We start from the raw sequence: 16419 nt of genomic DNA, 5'->3' as shown, positions 1-16419 counted from the left end.
GGGCGTGCCAGTGGTCAGGTGACGAGGACCAGAACCACGATGGACACGAGGAGCAGCACCATGCCCACGACTTCGCGGCGGGTCGAGCGGTCCTTGAACAGAAACCACGACACCATGAGCGAAAAGACCAGTTCGATCTGGCCGAGCGCGCGGACATAGGCCGCGTTCTGAAGCGCGAAGGCCACGAACCAGCCCAATGACCCGAGCATCCCGGTCACGCCGACGAGCGAGGTGACACGCCAGCGTTTGGCCACGCGCGTCATCTCGCCGGGCTGGGCCATGCGGAGATAGGCGGCCATGGCGAGCGACTGGAACGTGGTCACGGCGGCGAGCGTGACCACCGCGCGGAAAAAGGCGCTGTCGTTCGCGATTTCCAGCGTGGCCCCGCGATACCCGATGGCGGCGAGACCGAAGAGCGCGCCCGCGACAAGGCCCAGCCCGGAGGCGCGGTTTAACAGGGCGAGCCGCCCGCCGCCCGTTTTCCAGCTCAACAGCATCACGCCCGCCACCCCGATCAGGATCGCGCCAAGACCTGCGGGCGCGACGGGTTCCCCCAGCAGGACAAGCGAAAACAGGACGACGAGGATGGTTTCGGTTTTGGTGAAGGCGACCCCCACGGCGAAGTTGCGTTCGGCGAAAAGCTGAACGGTCGCCATGGTCGCGACGATCTGGCTGAGGCCGCCGATCACCACGAAGGTCCAGAAGCGGAGCGAGGTCGCAGGCAGGGGCTCGCCCCGCAAGGCAAGCCAGACCGCCGTGACGGCCAGCGCGATGGGGGCGGCGAAGATGAACCGGGAAAACGTCGCGCCGCCGGAACTCAGCCCGGTGCCACACAAGGACTTTTGCAGGGCGAAGCGGACGGTCTGAACGGCGGCGGCGGCCAGCGCCACCAGCACCCACGGCTCGATCACCTGAGCGATCCGAGGTCGTAGCCGTTCCACTCCATCACGTCGCGCGCGGCCTTGAGCCGGTCGGGCGAGATGTCGGCACCCTTGTTCAGGATCGCGCCGAAGCTGTGATCGGGGCGGCCCAGCACGACGGTGCGGTCATCCGCGTCGGCCCAGAGGACAAAGAGCGTGCCGGTCGCGCCCGCGAACTCCAACCGACCGTTGCCCCGGTCGGTGAACGTCACGACGTTTTCGGCGCCGGGCAGGGCGGCGAAGAAGGTGGCCCCTTCGCGGTCATGGATCGACCATGTGCCACCGGGCGCCCGCCCGACGGCGGCCACTTCGACCCATTGGCCCATGAAGCGCGTCGCGTCGTAGCCCACGACCGACGTCATGCGCGGGCCTTCGGGCGCGGGCGTGCCGCAGGCGGAAAGGGCAAGAAGGGCTGCAAGAAAGAACGCTCTCATGCAGCCCTTGTAGGGGGCGGGTTACTGGGCGACCAGTTGAATTTTCGACGTGTCGTAGCCGTTCTTGCGCAGCACGTCATAGGCGGTGTCGAGCTGGCTTTGCCGGATCTGCGGCGTGCGCGACAGAACCCAGCCCGTGCTCCCGCTCGGCTCACCCACCACGGCTAGCGAGTAGTCGGGCGCGACGTAGAGCACCCAGTAGTCGCCGACCCCGATGCCGGGGATCATCTGGACGAAATCGACCTTCACCTTGCCGGGGCCAACCGGGGTCGCCTCGGCCTTGCGCGAGCGGGCCGGGCCGTCGGGCGTGCCCTGACGGCAGGTGTTGAGCACCTCGAACGTGTCGCCCTGAAGCGTGTATTCGGCGGTGACGCCCGCGCAATTGTTCTCGAACCAGTTGGGGAAGCGGGCGATTTCGTACCACTTTCCCATGTAGCGGTCGATATTCACGTTGACCGTCTGCATGGGCACGCTGGTGTCACGGTATTTCGCAGCCGTTGCGGGGGCGGCGAAGGCGACCGTGGTCGCCAGCGCCATGAGTGCTGTTGTGAAACGCATCTGTCTGTCTCCATTTGCTGCACATCTTACGACGCACAGGCGGAAACGGATGACTTCAGTAGGGCATGGGATGCGCTTTATGCGCGGTTTCGATCTCGGCCAGAACTTCGTCCGACAGGGTCATGTCGGCTGCCCCCAAGGCGCGTTCCAAATGGTCCGGCTTGGTCGCGCCGAAAATCGCCGTGCCCATGAAGGGGCGCGAGGTGACGAAGGCCAGCGCCATCTGAACCGGGTCCAGCCCGTGTTTCTCGGCGATGCCCAGATAGGCGTCGATTGCGGGCCAGACCCGGTCCGTCGTGCGCCCGCCAAGGTTCGCGACATGGGACATGCGCGACCCTTCCGGCACGGTGGTTCCGCCCTCGTACTTGCCGGTGAGCAGCCCGGCGGCCAGCGGCGAATAGGCGATGCAACGCACGCCTTCATGCATGCACAACTCGGCAAGGTCGGTGTCGAACAGCCGGCACAGGAGCGAATATTCGTTCTGGATCGTGACCACTTCCGGCCCGCCCATCTCACGCGCGATCTGGAGCCACTTGGCCGTGCCCCAGGCCGTGTCGTTGGAGACGCCGAAATGGCGGATCTTGCCCGCGTCACGCAGGTCGGTGAGCGTCTCCATCACGTCGCGCATCAGGTCGTCGGTTTCGACCGGGTCCTGTTCCCACGGCGCGTATTTCCAGTTCTGGCGAAAATGGTACGACCCGCGCTGCGGCCAATGCGTCTGGTAGATGTCGATGTAATCGGTCTGAAGGCGGCGCAGGCTGTCCTCGACCGTCTGGCGGATGATCTCGCCGTCATAACCCTCTTCCCGGACGGTGGCCGAGGGGCCGGTGACCTTGGTGGCGAGCACCACGTCGTCGCGCCGCCCGGTGCGCGCGAACCAGTTGCCGATGATCCGCTCGGTGGTGCCGTAGTGATCCTTGGACAGCGGGTTGGTCGGATACATCTCGGCGGTGTCGATGAAGTTGATGCCGTGGTCCAGCGCCATGTCGATCTGCGCGTGGCCTTCGGCCTCGGTGTTCTGCGTGCCCCAGGTCATCGAGCCAAGGCAGAGTTCGCTGACGGTCAGCGCGCTGCCTGCGATGGTGTTCATTCTCACGGGATATGTCTCCTGTCCGGTTTGGCGCGAGTGTGCCGCGATGCAGCGGGAATGCAACCCGGAAGCGGAAAAGGCTTGAGAACATAAGGGGAACATTTATCATGGGATCATGCATCACAACGTCCTGCTCGACCGTCGCCCGCACCGTGCCACCCCCGGCCAGCCCTTTCTCGGGCGGCTGGAGCTGGCGCAGGCGCGGGTGCATGAAATCTGCGGCCCGGCCCGTCACACGCTCGCGCTCCTGATCGCTGCGGGGATGCAGGGGCCGGTGATCTGGGTGCGACCGGGGTGGGAGGGGGCGCGGTTGCACGGCCCCGGCATGGCGCAGCTGATGGACCCGGGGCGGGTCGTTTTCGTCGATGGCGCGCGCCCCGTCGATCTGCTCTGGACGCTGGAGGAGGCGCTGCGCTCCGGTGCCGTGCCGCTGGTGGTGGGCGAACTGCCCGATCCGCCGGGGCTGACGCCGATGCGCCGGATGCAACTGGCCTGCGAGGCGGGGGCGGGGCAGGGAACGCGGCCGCTCGGGCTGATCCTCACCCCCGAAGGGGTGGCGCCGGGGGCCGAAAGCCGCTGGCGCATGGCCCCGGCCCACGGGGCGGACGAGGGCTGGCGGCTGACCCGCGAGCGCGACCGGCAGGAGCCGCCGCGAAGCTGGCAAGTCGGCGTAAAGGCAGGGGAATTCGTTCTGGGGGCCATGCCGGACCCCGAGCCGCGCCTGCATTAGGGGAATCGTAGGGCTCTGATTCTATGGTGCCGCGATCCGCAATGATTGGAGCGCGCCGTGATCGCCAGTATTCCGTCCCGATTTCGCGACATGAACCTCGTCGTCAAATTGCCGGCCTTCATGGTCGGCCTCGTCGCCGTGGCGATCATCGTCACTTCGGTCGCGGCCTATTTCATGGCCCGAAACGCCATGATGCGCGAGGTCGAGGGGCGTCTGACCGCCGTGTCACAGGCGCCGGCGGCCCGAATGTCGGACCTGCTCGCGACCATCGACGCCGATCTGAACGCGCTTACCCAGGACAAGACCGTGATCGAAGCGATGCGCGCATTCAGCGGTGCGTTCGCCCGCATGGACGCGCCCGATGCCGAGCTTCAGCGCAACTACATCGAAGACAACCCCAACCCCACGGGCGAAAAACACCTGCTGGACAGCGCCGCCACGGGGTCGAGCTACGACGTGAAGCACGGGACGTATCATCCGGGCTTCCGCGCGCGCCTTGTCGCGATGGATTACTACGACATCTTCCTGATCGATCCGCACGGCAACATCGTCTACACAGTGTTCAAGGAACTGGACTACGCCACCAACCTTGTCACGGGGCCGTGGAAGGACAGCGACCTGGGCCGGGCGTTCCGCGACGCCCGCGGGCTGGCGCCGGGCGCGGAACCCATCTTCTACGATTTCGCGCCCTATGCGCCGTCGCACGGAGCGGCAGCCGCCTTTATCGCCACACCGGTCTTTGACGATCTGGGCACTTCGTTGGGTGTGCTGGCGATCCAGATGCCCGTCAGCCGCATCAATGCGGCGATGAACGCGGCGGTCAGCGCAAAGGGCTCCGTCGCGACCTATCTTGTGGGGCGCGACGGTCTGTTGCGGTCGGACCGGGTCGATACGCCCGAAAACGATATTCTCGCAACGCAGGCGGACAACCCGGCGGTGGCGGCTGCCCTTACCGGGCAGAAGGGGCTCGAGGTGTACCGCGATGCGTCGGGCCGCACCGTCGAAGCCGCGTTCACCCCGCTGACCTTTCACGGAACGACCTGGGGCGTGGTGACCGAGCAGCCGCGATCGGACCTTGTGGGGCCGATCAACCGCATGGGTCTTGCCTTCGTCGTCATCGGCATCGTCGCGCTCGGCGCAGCGACCCTGATCGCGCTCGGCCTGTCGCGGTCCATCGCGGCCCCGATCCGTCTTGTCACGAATGCGCTGTCCAGCATTGCGCAACGGGATTATCGGGCCGAGATTCCACGCCTCGACCGTGGCGACGAAATCGGACGAATGGCCGACGGGCTGATCGTCATGCGCGACGCGCTCGAAGCGGCCGAGATCGAAGCGCGAGAAGCCGAGGAAGCGCGGCTCGCCAGTGCCGAACGCGACCGCCAGCGCGATCTGGAGGAAGCCGAACGCAAGCGCGTCATGGCCGCCGAAGAACACGCGCAACAGATGCAGTTCCAGAAAGAACGGGAAGAGGACGCGAAACGCCAGCAGGCCGAGCGCGAGCGCCAGGCCGAAGAGCTTGCCGAGGTCGTGAAGAACCTTGCCCGTTCGCTCAAGGATATGTCCGACGGCGATCTGAACGTGTCCATCGATCAGTTCTTCGCCGAGGAATACAAACCGCTTCGCCTCGACTTCAACGATGCGGTCCGGGGGTTGAAGGAAATCGTGTCGGCGATCTCACTCAGCACCGAGACCATCAATGCCCATGTCGCCGAAATTTCGAACGCGTCGCGCGACCTCGCAAGACGCACCGAAAGCTCCGCCGCCTCCATCGCCGAAACGTCGGAAACGATGCGGCAGATGCGCGGTCAGGTCGACGAGTCGACCCGTGAGATCGGCACGGTGCGCGATGAGGCGGTCGAGGCCGCGGAACAGACCCGCTCGTCGATGAAGGCCGTCGAACATGCCGAAGCGGCGATGCTGGAAATGGAAAGCTCGTCGGACGAGATCGTGAAGATCATCGCGGTCATCGACGACATCGCGTTCCAGACCAATCTGCTCGCCCTCAATGCGGGTGTCGAAGCCGCGCGGGCGGGCGAGGCCGGGCGGGGCTTCGCCGTCGTCGCCTCGGAAGTGCGGGCGCTGGCCCAGCGGGCGACGGATTCCGCCGGCGAAATCAACCGCTTGATCTCGACCACCCGGGAACAGGTCAAGACCGGCGTCGGCCTCGTCCGGCAGAACGGCACCGAAATCGCGCAGATCGCGGACCGGGTCGACACCATCGCCCAGAAGATCGACGTCGTCGCGGAACGCGCCCGGGATCAGAAGAACGGGATCGACGAGGTCAATATCGCGATGGATCAACTCGACGGCGTGACGCAACAGAATGCCGCGATGTTCGAGGAAACGACCGCGGCGACGCAGGCGCTCGAGCGGTCGGTGGGCGAGCTTTGGCATCTCGTCGGACGCTTCCGGGGCTGGGACGGCGAAGGCAAGAGCGAAGCGCGCGACGTGGCGTGACGAAAGAAAAACGCCCGGCCAGAGGGCCGGGCGTTTGGTCTTCAAGTCGTGAGCGGAACGATCAGGCGGCCTTCGCGGCCTGCGGTCCGAAGCGACCGTAGAAGGTTTCGCCCTTCTCGGCCATCTCACGCAGGATCTTGGGCGTCGCGAACCGCTCGCCATAGGCCCCGGTCAGGTGATCGCAGATCTCGACCGCCTTCGCTGCGCCGAGCATGTCGAGCCACGAGAACGGGCCGCCGGACCACGGCGCGAAGCCCCAGCCGAGGATGGCGCCCACATCGCCTTCGCGAATGTCTTCGAGCACGCCCTCTTCCAGCGCGCGCACGGCTTCAAGGACCTGGCTCATCATCAGGCGATGCTGCACTTCGGTCAGGTCCGGCTGGTCGCTCGATGCGGGGAAGCGGTCCTTGACCACGTCCGAGAACCCGGCGCGCTTGCCCTTTTCGTCGTAGTCGTAAAAGCCCGCGTTGGATTTCCGGCCCAGACGCCCTTCGTCATACATCCAGAACATGATCTCGTCGGTCGCATCGTCATAGGCATCGCCCATCGCGGCCTTGGTCGCCTTGGCGATCTTGACGCCGAGGTCGATCGACGTCTCGTCCACCAGTTGCAGCGGCCCCACCGGGAAGCCGAGCAGACGTGCGGCGTTGTCGATGAGCGGCATCTCGACGCCCTCCGCCACCATCCGCACACCTTCGTTGATGTAGGGGATGATGCAGCGGTTGGCGTAGAAGAACCGCGCGTCGTTTACAACGATCGGCGTTTTGCGGATCTGGCGCACATAGTCGAGCGCCTTGGCCACCGCCCGGTCACCCGTCTCGGCGCCCTTGATGATCTCGACCAGCAGCATCTTCTCGACCGGCGAGAAGAAGTGGATGCCAATGAACTGGTCGGGGCGCGACGACGCCTTGGCCAGATCGGTGATCGGCAGGGTCGAGGTGTTGGTGGCGAAAATGCAGTCATCGGGAATGACGGCTTCCACGTTCTTGGTCACCTCGGCCTTGATGCCCGGATCTTCGAACACCGCTTCGATGATGAGATCGGCGTCCGACAGCGCGGCGTAGTCGGTCGTCGCGGTGATGCGACCCAGCACCTCGTCCTTCTTTTCGGGCGTGGTCTTTTTCTTTTTCACGCCCGCATCGAGGTAGGATTCGGTGTAAGCCTTGCCCTTGTCGGCGGCCTCCTGCTTCTGGTCGATGAGCACGACGTCGATGCCGGCCTGCGCCGAGACGAGCGCGATGCCCGCGCCCATCATGCCGGCGCCCAGCACGCCGACCTTGCGGACACGCTGGTCCGGCACGCCTTCGGGCCGCACGGCACCCTTTTCAAGGGCCTCTTTCGACAGGAAGAGCGAGCGGATCATGGCCCCCGACGAGGGGTTCATGATGACGTTGGTGAACCAGCGCGCCTCGATCTTCAGCGCGGTGTCGAAGGGCACCATGAGCCCCTCGTAGACCGCCGACAGCATCGCCTTGGGCGCCGGGAAAGCGCCCCAGGTGTTGCCCATGATCATGGCGTTGGCGCCCACGAAGGTCTGGAAGCCCGCCGGGTGATAGGGCGCGCCGCCGGGCACTTTGTAACCCTTGGCGTCCCACGGCTTGACCAGATCGGCGTCCGTGGCGGAGAGCACCCATTCCTTCGCGGCGGCCACCGGATCGTCCGCCACCTCGTCGATGATGCCGGCCTTCACCGCGGCCTCGGGCGAGGACATCTTGGCCTGTAACAGGAACGGCGACGCCGCCATCACGCCCAGCTTGCGCGCGAGCCGCGTGGTGCCGCCCATGCCGGGGAAGATACCGACCTGAATCTCGGGCAGACCGATCTTGGCCTTGGGGTTGTTCGCCGCGAAAATGCGGTGCGTCGCCAAGGGCAGTTCCAGCCCGATGCCGAGCGCGGTGCCGGGAAGCGCCGCTGCCACCGGCTTGCCGCCCTTCTTGGTCTTGGGGTCCATGCCCGCAAGCTCCAGCGTGCGCAGCATCTTGTGCCCGCGCATGGTGCCCTCGAACACGCCTTCGGCGCCGTTTTCCTTGAATTGGGCGAGGATGTTCAAATCCATGCCGCCCGCGAAGGTGTCCTTGCCGGAGGTGATGACGATGCCTTTGACGGAGTCGTCCGCCAGCGCGTCCTTCGTCAGCCCCTCAAGCTCTTCGATGCCCTGAAGCGTAAGCACGTTCATCGACTTGCCCGGCAGATCCCAGGTAATCACTGCGACGCCATCGGCGCCTTTTTCCATCGTGAATTCAGCCATTTGTCAGATCTCCTTACACGCGCTCGATGATCGTCGCGGCACCCATGCCGGAGGCGACGCAGAGAGTGGCGAGGCCGGTGCCCTTGCCGGTGCGCTCAAGCTCGTCGAGCAGAGTGCCGATGATGATCGCGCCGGATGCGCCAAGCGGGTGGCCCATCGCGATCGCGCCGCCGTTCACGTTGACCTTGGAATGATCGACGTCGAAGGCCTGCATGAAGCGCAGCACGACCGCCGAGAAGGCTTCGTTCACCTCGAACAGGTCGATGTCGGAAATCGACATGCCGCTGTCGGCAAGGATCTTTTCGGTCGCGGGCACGGGGCCAGTGAGCATGATGGTCGGATCGGTGCCGATCTTGGCGGTCGCCTTGATCCGGGCGCGGGGTTTCAGCCCGTGCCGCTCGCCGAAGGCCTTGTTGCCGATCAGGATCGCGGCGGAACCGTCGACGATGCCCGACGAGTTGCCCGCGTGGTGCACGTGGTTGATCTTTTCCAGATGCGGGTACTTGAGCCTTGCGACCTTGTCGAAGCCCGGCATCACCTCGCCCAGATCCTTGAACGCGGGCTTGAGGCCCCCAAGGGCCTGCATGTCGGTGCCGCGGCGGATGTATTCGTCGTGGTCGAGGATCGGCAGGCCGTTCACGTCGCGAATGGTGACGAGCGTTTTGGCGAACCGGCCATCGTCCACGGCTTCGGCCGCGCGTTTCTGGCTTTCGACGGCGAGCATGTCGACGTCGTCGCGCGAGAACCCGTATTCGGTCGCGATGATGTCGGCCGAGATGCCCTGCGGGACGAAGTAGCTGTCCATCGCCACCGTCGGATCGACCGCAACGGCGGCCCCGTCGGAGCCCATCGAAACGCGGCTCATCATCTCGATCCCGCCCGCGATATAGGCATCGCCACCGCCGCCGCGCACCTGATTGGCGGCGAGGTTGACGGCTTCCATACCGCTGGCGCAGAAGCGGTTGATCGACAGGCCCGGAATGCGCTCGTCGAGATCGGAGGCGAGCACGGTGGTCCGCGCAAGGCAGCCGCCCTGCTCGAACGCCTGCGTGGCGTTGCCCCAGATCACGTCTTCGACCGCGTGGCCGTCGAGGTTCGAGCGTTCCTTGATCGCGTTCAGCATCTGCTTGCCGAGCGACACGGCGGTCACTTCGTGCAGGCTGCCGTCGGCACGCCCCTTGCCGCGCGGCGAACGCACGCTGTCGTAAATATAGGCTTCAGACATAGGTCTCCCTTTCGTCCTTTCGGTCTCAGGCCCGGTCGGCTGGCGAGCCGGGCATCAGGTCGTAGGGGTGTTTCCACCCCGGCGTTTCGGAAATGCGGTCGAGCCAGGCCGAGATCGCGGGGTAGTCCGCACGCTCGAACCCGAAGGGCTCGGGGTAGTAGAGGTAGGCGCAGCAGCTTATGTCGGCCATGGTGAGGCGGTCGCCCACCAGCCAGTCGCGGGTGGCGAGTTCCGCTTCGAGCACGCCGAGCGCGGCCTTGCAGCGGCCCTGCATGAAGGCGATGACATCCGCGTTGCGGTGTTTTTCCGGCAGGAAGTTCATCAGGAAGCGGGTGACGCCGAACTGGCTCGACCCCTTGTGGTTGTCCCAGAACTGCCAGCGCAGGATTTCGCGCCGCTCGGCGGGGTCGTCCGACCAGAACTTGCCGGTCTTTTCGACGATCCAGTCCTGAATGGCGCCCGACTGCGACAGCTTCATGTCGCCGTCGACCAGCACCGGCGCCTCGCCCATCGGGTTGATGTCCTTGTAGGCGTCCGAGCGGGCCTCGCCGTTGAAGAAATCGACGAAGACCGGTTCCCAGTCGATGCCTGCGAGTTCCATCGCCAGCGCGGCCTTGTAGGAATTGCCGCTTTCTCCGAAGCAGTAGAGCTTCACCGTCATGTCCGTTGTCCTCCCGTTCGTTCTTTTTCGCAGGGTCGGACCGGGGGGCCAGCCCCCCGGACCCCCCGAGGTTTTCTGAAACAGAGAAGGGGCGGGCCCTTCCGCAGTGCGCGGCCTAGTTTGGCAGGCGCACGTTCGAGAAGGCGGGGTAGACCGCCTTCACGATGTTGAGCTGCTGTTCCTGTTCAATGCGGATCAGATACCATTTGCCCTCTTCCTGAAGGGCGAGCGTGTAGCTGTTCATCGTCTGGCGGCCTTCCGGACCCTTCACGGTCGTGCGCGTCGGGATGAAGGCATAGTCCATGCCGCCCGAGGTGGTGCCGGTGGTCATGCGGTTCGTGTTCATGTTGAACCGCTCGACCGTCACGTCGCCCATGAACACCGACATCTGGCGCGCCATGGTGGCGGGCAGTTCGGCGGCCGGAATGCCGATCTGCTGGGCCATGTAGTTCAGCATCTTCGGCGGCATGGCGTTCAGCACGCCTTCGAAGTTCTTGCCACGGAAATCTGCGTCGAAGCTTGCGATCGCGCTTTCGACGGCGGCTTTGTCGGAAGTGTCGAAGGCGACGGCCGACAAGGGTAGGGCGGTCGCGATGGCGGCGGCGGCGAGTATGCGTTTCATGGGTCCTCCTCAGCGTTTTCGGTCGTCCAGCTCGGCATTGAACAGCCTGAGCCGGTGGGCCAGCGCGTCGCTATCGGTCACGCTGTCGAAATGTTCGAACAGGAAGGACAGCGCCTCGCCCTCGTCGAGCCCCGCGTCGCGCGCGAAGCTCTTGAGTTTCCGATACCCGTCCTCAGTCATGGCGACCGGGAAGCGGCGGGTCAGTCGGAAGCGTTTGGGCATGTGGCTCTGTCCTCCCCAGGTTCGATCAGAACGCCTCGGCTGCCAGTTCCATGACCGGCTCGGCGCCGCTTTCGATGCGCGCGAGGTGCATCTTGGTCGCCGGCAGCTGGCGCTTCATGTAGTAACGGCCCGTGGCGAGCTTCGTTTCATAGAACGCCGCGTCATCGGTGCCCGCGTCAAGCGCCTCGTGCGAGGCTTTGGCCATCGTGGCCCACATGAAGCCCAGAACGACATGGCCGAACATGGTCATGAAGTCGTAGGAGCCGGCGAGCGCGTGGTTCGGGTTCTTCATGCCGTTCTGCATGAAGAACATGGCCGCGCCCTGAAGGTCTTTCGAGGCGTCCTTGAGCGGGTCGAGGAAGTCGGCCTTGAACGCCTCATTGCCTTCGTTCTCCTTGATGAACGACTTGATCATCTCGAAAAAGCCCATGACGTGCTTGCCGCCGTCCTGCGCGAGCTTGCGGCCCACGAGGTCGAGCGCCTGAATGCCGTTGGCGCCTTCGTAGATCATGGCGATGCGGCTGTCGCGGACGAACTGGGACATGCCCCATTCCTCGATATAGCCGTGGCCGCCGAAGACCTGCTGGGCCTGAACCGCGCTTTCCAGACCCTTGTCGGTCAGGAAGCCCTTGAGCACCGGGATGATGAGCGAGACGAGGCCCTCGGCCTCTTCGTCGCCGTTGCGCTGCGAGCGGTCGATGAGTTCGGCGGACCACAGGACGAACGCGCGGGCGCCTTCGATGAACGACTTCTGATCCAGAAGCGCGCGGCGGATGTCCGGGTGGACGATGATCGGGTCGGCGGGTTTGTCGGGCGCTTCGACGCCGGTCACCGCGCGGCCCTGAAGCCGGTCACGGGCGTATTCCAGCGCGTTCTGGTAGGCGGCGGTCGCCTGACCCAGACCCTGCACGCCGACGCCTAGACGGGCCTCGTTCATCATGGTGAACATGGCGCGCATCCCCTTGTGCTCGGTGCCGAGCAGGTAACCGGTCGCCTCGTCGTAGTTCATGACGCAGGTGGCATTGCCGTGAATGCCCATCTTCTCTTCCAGAGCGCCGACCGACACGCCGTTGCGTTCCCCGAGCGAGCCGTCTTCCTTTACGAGGAACTTGGGCACGATGAAGAGCGACACGCCCTTGATGCCGTCGGGGCCGCCGGGAATTTTCGCCAGCACGAGGTGGATGACGTTCTCGGACATATCGTGATCGCCGGCGGAGATGAAAATCTTCTGCCCGCTGATCTTGTAGGTCCCGTCTTCCTGCGGTTCGGCCTTGGTGCGCATGAGACCCAGATCGGTGCCGGAATGCGGCTCGGTCAGGTTCATGGTCCCGGTCCACTGGCAGGTCACCATGTTGGGGAGGTAGGTCTGCTTCTGCTCGTCCGTGCCGTGGGCATGGATCGCGGAATAGGCGCCGTGGGTCAGGCCTTGATACATGTTGAACGCCATGTTCGACGCGGTGAGGAATTCACCGACCGCCGAGCCGATCACGTGGGGCAGGCCCTGACCGCCGTACTCCGGGTCGCAGTCGAGACCGGTCCAGCCACCGTCACGCACCTGGTCGAAGGCGTCCTTGAAGCCGGTGGGCGTGCGCACGACGCCGTTCTCGAGCTTGCAGCCTTCGAGATCGCCGACGCGGTTCAGCGGCGCCAGCACTTCGGACGAGATCTTGGCGGCCTCTTCCAGAATGGCCGAGGTGAAGCTCGGGTCCAGTTCGTCGTAGCCGGGAACGTCCTTGGTTTCGACCTTCATCACGTCGTGCAGAAGAAAGGCCATATCGCGGGTGTCGGGGGTGTAGCTGGGCATGTTCTCTCCCTTTATCGTCCTGTAAACGATGCCGTTTTTCGTGGAAGGGCGGTTATTCCGCCGCTTCGTCCTGTTCCATCGAGGCAAGCATGTTGCGGCCCCATTCCAGCTGGTCGGCCAGTTCGCGAATGGCCTCGTCCAGCTCCGCGCGCTGGGCCTTGAGCTCGTTCAGATGCGTCTCGGCCAGCGTGATGGTGCGGGTGTATTGCGTCAGTTGCTGATCGCCCACGTCGTAGAGGTCGAGAAGCTGACGGATTTCTTCGAGCGGAAAGCCGAAACGCTTGCCACGAAGGATCAGCTTCAGCCGTGCACGGTCGCGGCGGGTGAACAGGCGTTTCTGACCTTCGCGGATCGGCGACAGCAGTTCCTTCTGCTCGTAAAACCGGAGCGTCCGGGCCGTCACGCCGAAATGGTCACACATCTCGCGAATGGTCATGAGATCGTCGGTCATGCCAAACTCCAAAAGTTGTTCGTGGACGTCACATAGGACGCCGCACATCGGAATTCAGCAAAAGATTACGTTTACGTCAACGTAACGTGGCGTAACAACGTGGTGAGGTCCGCCGGACCGCTTATTTCATGGCTCGCGCGACCTGATCGCGCATGTCCTGAAGCTCTTCGCGCGCGGTCTGAAGCTCGCGAATCTGCTCGTCCAGCACGCCGAGCTGGCGGTCGGCCATCTCGACCCAGACCTTGTTCTGCGCCTCGGTGCCCTCTTCATCGTAGATCAAAAGGAACTGGCGGCATTCTTCCAGCGAGAAGCCCCAACGGCGGCCGCGGATGATAAGCGTCATGCGCGCGACCTCACGCGGGCTGTACCAGCGCGTGCGCCCTTCTTTCTCGGGTTCGAGCAGTTCGATATATTCGTAATAGCGCAGCGTGCGCGGCGTCACGTCGAACTTCTCGCACATCTCCTTGAACGACAGGAGGTCGCCTTTCGCCTCGGGCGTGTCTTTCATCTTCATGGCCGTCGCTGGATTGTCCTCACTCTGACGCAGGGTAACGCCGGATTCGGGGAACGTCCAGTCATTTCGCTTTGCGGAATTGTATTTCATTAATGGCACATCCGTCCGAACCGATGCACGAAATTCCCCGCTCGGCCCTTGTAAGTGCGACCGCCTGCGCGAATAAACGAAAAAAACGGAGACACGATGGACCGCAAGAAAAAAGCCCAGCTTGTCCGCCATTTCACCGAGGCGATTCCCTATTCCAAGGCGTTGTCGATGTATCTTGAGGAACTGGGCGAGGGGGATGCCGTCATTTCGATGCCCTATGACGCGCGGTTCGTCGGTGATCCGACCACGGGCGTCATCCACGGCGGCGCGGTGTCGGCGCTTATGGATACGACGGGCGGGGCGGCGGTCATGAGCCACCCGGACGCCCCTCTCGTCACCGCGACACTCGACCTGAGGATCGACTACATGCGCGCGGCCACGCCGGGCCAGCGGATCGTGTGCCGGGCCGAATGCTATCACGTGACGCGCTCGGTCGCCTTCATGCGCGCCGTGGCGCATGACGACGATGCCGACAACCCGATCGCGACCGCCACGGGCGCCTTCACGGCGGACGGCGGCAAGCCATCGGTCGCGACGCCGGGAGCGCCGACATGAAGCGCCCCGAACCGGTTCAAGTCGTCAAGGAACGGCGCGATGCGGCCCTGTCCGCGCTGGTGGAGCAGGTGCCCTATATCGGGTTTCTGGGGATACACTTCGACCGGCGCGGCGACGAACTGACCGCCGTGCTGCCCTATACCGAAACCCTGATCGGCAATCCCGCCCTTCCGGCGATCCACGGCGGCGTCACGGCATCCTTTCTGGAGGTGACCTCGATCATAGAGCTGGGCTGGGCGCTCATGTGGGAAGAGATCGAGAGCGGCGAACGCACCATCGAAGACCTCACGCCCAGTTCCATGCCCCGTCTGCCCAAGACCATCGACTTCACCGTCGACTACCTTCGGTCGGGCCTGCCGCGCGACGCCTATGCCCGCGCGCGCATCAACCGCTCGGGGCGTCGCTACGCCAGCGTCCATGTCGAGGCATGGCAGGACAATCGCTCGCGCCTGTTCGCGCAGGCGACCGGGCACTTCCTGATGCCCGCACGGGATGGTTGAGACCGCTCAGGCGATCACGCATCGGCGGGTTCTGAAAATCGCAGTGCCCGTGGTGGCGGCGAACGTCACGGTGCCGATCCTCGGCGCCGTCGACACGGGGGTCGTCGGGCAATTGGGCGAGGCCGCGCCGATCGGGGCCGTCGGGATCGGGGCGATCATCCTGACCGCGATCTACTGGGTCTTCGGTTTCCTCAGGATGGGGACGGCGGGGCTGGCAAGTCAGGCACTGGGGGCCGGCGACCGGGGAGAGCTCGCCGCGATCCTGACCCGCGTGCTGATGATCGGCTTCGCGGGCGGTGCAGCCGTCATCCTGTTGCAGATCCCGCTGTTCTGGGCGTCGTTCCAGATCGCGCCCGCCTCGGATCAGGTCGAGGCGCTCGCCCGCGATTACATGGGCATCCGCGTCTGGTCGGCCCCTGCCATGATCGCGCTGTATGGCGTCATGGGCTGGCTCATCGCACAGGAGCGGACGGCGTCGGTGCTGGTGGTGCAACTGACCATGAACGGCATCAACATCGTGTTCGACCTGCTGTTCGTCCTCGGCTTCGACTGGGGCGTGCAGGGGGTGGCGGTGGCGACCCTGATCTCGGAATGGTCGGGTCTGGCGCTGGGGCTATGGCTGTGCCGGGCCGCCTTTCGGGTGCCGGACTGGCGCGACTGGGCGCGGGTGCTGGACCGGGCGCGGCTCATCCGTATGGCACGGGTCAACACCGACATCCTGATCCGGTCCCTGCTGCTCGAAGTGATGATCGTGAGTTTCATGTTCATGGGCGCGCGGTTCGGTGACGTGGCCCTGGCGGCGAACCAGGTGCTGCTTCAGTTCCTGCACGTGACGGCCTATGCGATGGATGGTTTCGCCTTCGGGGCCGAGGCGCTGGTCGGGCAGGCGCTGGGCGCGCGCAATCGCGCGGCACTCAGGCGGGCGGCCGTGGTGTCGTCGATCTGGGGGGCGGTGATTGTCGTGCTGCTGGCGGGGGTCTTCCTCGTGGCCGGAGGCGTCGTCATCGACATCATGGCGACGGACGAAGGCGTGCGGCAGGCGGCACGCGATTACCTGCCGTGGATGGTGCTGGCGCCGATCATCGGCTGGCTGCCGTGGATGATGGACGGCATTTTCATCGGCGCCACGCGCACGGCGGACATGCGCAACATGATGGTGGTGTCGCTGGCCGTCTACGGGCTCGCCGCGGTGCTGCTGGTCCCGGCCTTCGGCAACCATGGCCTGTGGGCCGCCTACATCATCTCATATGCCGCGCGCGGCGTGACGCTGGCGGCGCGCTATCCGGCGTTGGAAAGAAGTGCGGGCTGACGCCCGCGCAGGGTTTGCGCCGACCTGCC

17 protein-coding genes are annotated in these 16419 nt (G+C 65.0%); 5 read left to right on the top strand and 12 right to left on the bottom strand.

The features are described from left to right. Positions 1-14: 14 nt before the first annotated feature. From HOY44_RS03100 to HOY44_RS03085, 4 genes are read right to left on the bottom strand one after another with little or no spacing between them, the layout of a single operon-like run. Complete coding sequence (locus tag HOY44_RS03100) at positions 15-911, bottom strand: EamA family transporter (RefSeq protein WP_287432964.1); 897 nt, start codon at positions 909-911, stop codon at positions 15-17. Further along, the gene (locus HOY44_RS03095; RefSeq protein ID WP_287432961.1) at positions 908-1354 is read right to left on the bottom strand and encodes a lipocalin; all 447 of its coding nucleotides are present in this window, start codon (positions 1352-1354) and stop codon (positions 908-910) included. The genes HOY44_RS03100 and HOY44_RS03095 overlap by 4 nt, the downstream gene beginning before the upstream one ends. Before the next feature lie 21 nt (positions 1355-1375). Next, positions 1376-1912: a lipocalin family protein gene (locus HOY44_RS03090; RefSeq protein WP_287432960.1), complete on the bottom strand. Its 537-nt coding sequence runs from the start codon at positions 1910-1912 to the stop codon at positions 1376-1378. Positions 1913-1967: 55 nt separating this feature from the next. Continuing rightward, positions 1968-3002, bottom strand: coding sequence for an aldo/keto reductase (locus HOY44_RS03085; RefSeq protein ID WP_287432958.1), 1035 nt, complete (start codon positions 3000-3002; stop codon positions 1968-1970). 115 nt (positions 3003-3117) lie between these two features. Here HOY44_RS03085 and HOY44_RS03080 point away from each other — a divergent pair, with 115 nt between their 5' ends. Then, positions 3118-3732, top strand: a complete 615-nt coding sequence (locus tag HOY44_RS03080) for an ImuA family protein (protein ID WP_287432956.1) — start codon at positions 3118-3120, stop codon at positions 3730-3732. Positions 3733-3789: 57 nt separating this feature from the next. After that, positions 3790-6189 carry a methyl-accepting chemotaxis protein gene (locus tag HOY44_RS03075; protein ID WP_287432955.1) on the top strand — a complete coding sequence of 800 codons (2400 nt, stop codon included), beginning with the start codon at positions 3790-3792 and terminating at the stop codon, positions 6187-6189. Positions 6190-6250: 61 nt separating this feature from the next. On the opposite strand, the gene HOY44_RS03070 is transcribed toward HOY44_RS03075, so the two are convergent. From HOY44_RS03070 to HOY44_RS03035, 8 genes are all read right to left on the bottom strand, one after another. Then, a complete protein-coding gene (locus HOY44_RS03070; RefSeq protein WP_287432952.1) occupies positions 6251-8437 on the bottom strand; it encodes a 3-hydroxyacyl-CoA dehydrogenase NAD-binding domain-containing protein in 2187 nt (728 codons plus the stop codon). A gap of 13 nt (positions 8438-8450) precedes the next feature. Continuing rightward, a complete protein-coding gene (locus HOY44_RS03065) occupies positions 8451-9662 on the bottom strand; it encodes an acetyl-CoA C-acetyltransferase (protein ID WP_138422656.1) in 1212 nt (403 codons plus the stop codon). 25 nt (positions 9663-9687) lie between these two features. After that, complete coding sequence (locus tag HOY44_RS03060; RefSeq protein WP_138422657.1) at positions 9688-10323, bottom strand: glutathione S-transferase family protein; 636 nt, start codon at positions 10321-10323, stop codon at positions 9688-9690. Between the two features lie 115 nt (positions 10324-10438). Next, a complete protein-coding gene (locus HOY44_RS03055; RefSeq protein ID WP_138422658.1) occupies positions 10439-10945 on the bottom strand; it encodes a hypothetical protein in 507 nt (168 codons plus the stop codon). Between the two features lie 9 nt (positions 10946-10954). Then, positions 10955-11167, bottom strand: coding sequence for a hypothetical protein (locus HOY44_RS03050; protein ID WP_008335039.1), 213 nt, complete (start codon positions 11165-11167; stop codon positions 10955-10957). A gap of 25 nt (positions 11168-11192) precedes the next feature. Continuing rightward, complete coding sequence (locus HOY44_RS03045; protein WP_287432949.1) at positions 11193-12971, bottom strand: acyl-CoA dehydrogenase C-terminal domain-containing protein; 1779 nt, start codon at positions 12969-12971, stop codon at positions 11193-11195. A gap of 52 nt (positions 12972-13023) precedes the next feature. Beyond that, positions 13024-13422, bottom strand: a complete 399-nt coding sequence (locus tag HOY44_RS03040) for a MerR family transcriptional regulator (protein ID WP_040885885.1) — start codon at positions 13420-13422, stop codon at positions 13024-13026. Positions 13423-13543: 121 nt separating this feature from the next. Further along, positions 13544-13936, bottom strand: a complete 393-nt coding sequence (locus HOY44_RS03035) for a MerR family transcriptional regulator (RefSeq protein ID WP_138422660.1) — start codon at positions 13934-13936, stop codon at positions 13544-13546. A gap of 186 nt (positions 13937-14122) precedes the next feature. On the opposite strand from HOY44_RS03035, the gene HOY44_RS03030 reads away from it, so the two are divergent. The 3 genes from HOY44_RS03030 to HOY44_RS03020 are packed head-to-tail and all read left to right on the top strand — an operon-like array spanning position 14123 to position 16390. Continuing rightward, positions 14123-14581 carry a PaaI family thioesterase gene (locus HOY44_RS03030; RefSeq protein WP_008335046.1) on the top strand — a complete coding sequence of 153 codons (459 nt, stop codon included), beginning with the start codon at positions 14123-14125 and terminating at the stop codon, positions 14579-14581. Continuing rightward, positions 14578-15081, top strand: a complete 504-nt coding sequence (locus HOY44_RS03025; RefSeq protein WP_008335048.1) for a PaaI family thioesterase — start codon at positions 14578-14580, stop codon at positions 15079-15081. Before HOY44_RS03030 ends, HOY44_RS03025 begins: the two co-directional genes overlap by 4 nt. Further along, positions 15074-16390: an MATE family efflux transporter gene (locus HOY44_RS03020; RefSeq protein ID WP_287432948.1), complete on the top strand. Its 1317-nt coding sequence runs from the start codon at positions 15074-15076 to the stop codon at positions 16388-16390. The genes HOY44_RS03025 and HOY44_RS03020 overlap by 8 nt, the downstream gene beginning before the upstream one ends. Positions 16391-16419 lie beyond the last annotated feature (29 nt).

This window comes from Maritimibacter sp. (assembly GCF_016774595.1).
Taxonomy (GTDB): domain Bacteria; phylum Pseudomonadota; class Alphaproteobacteria; order Rhodobacterales; family Rhodobacteraceae; genus Maritimibacter; species Maritimibacter alkaliphilus.
This window is presented reverse-complemented; position numbering and strand designations above follow the sequence as displayed.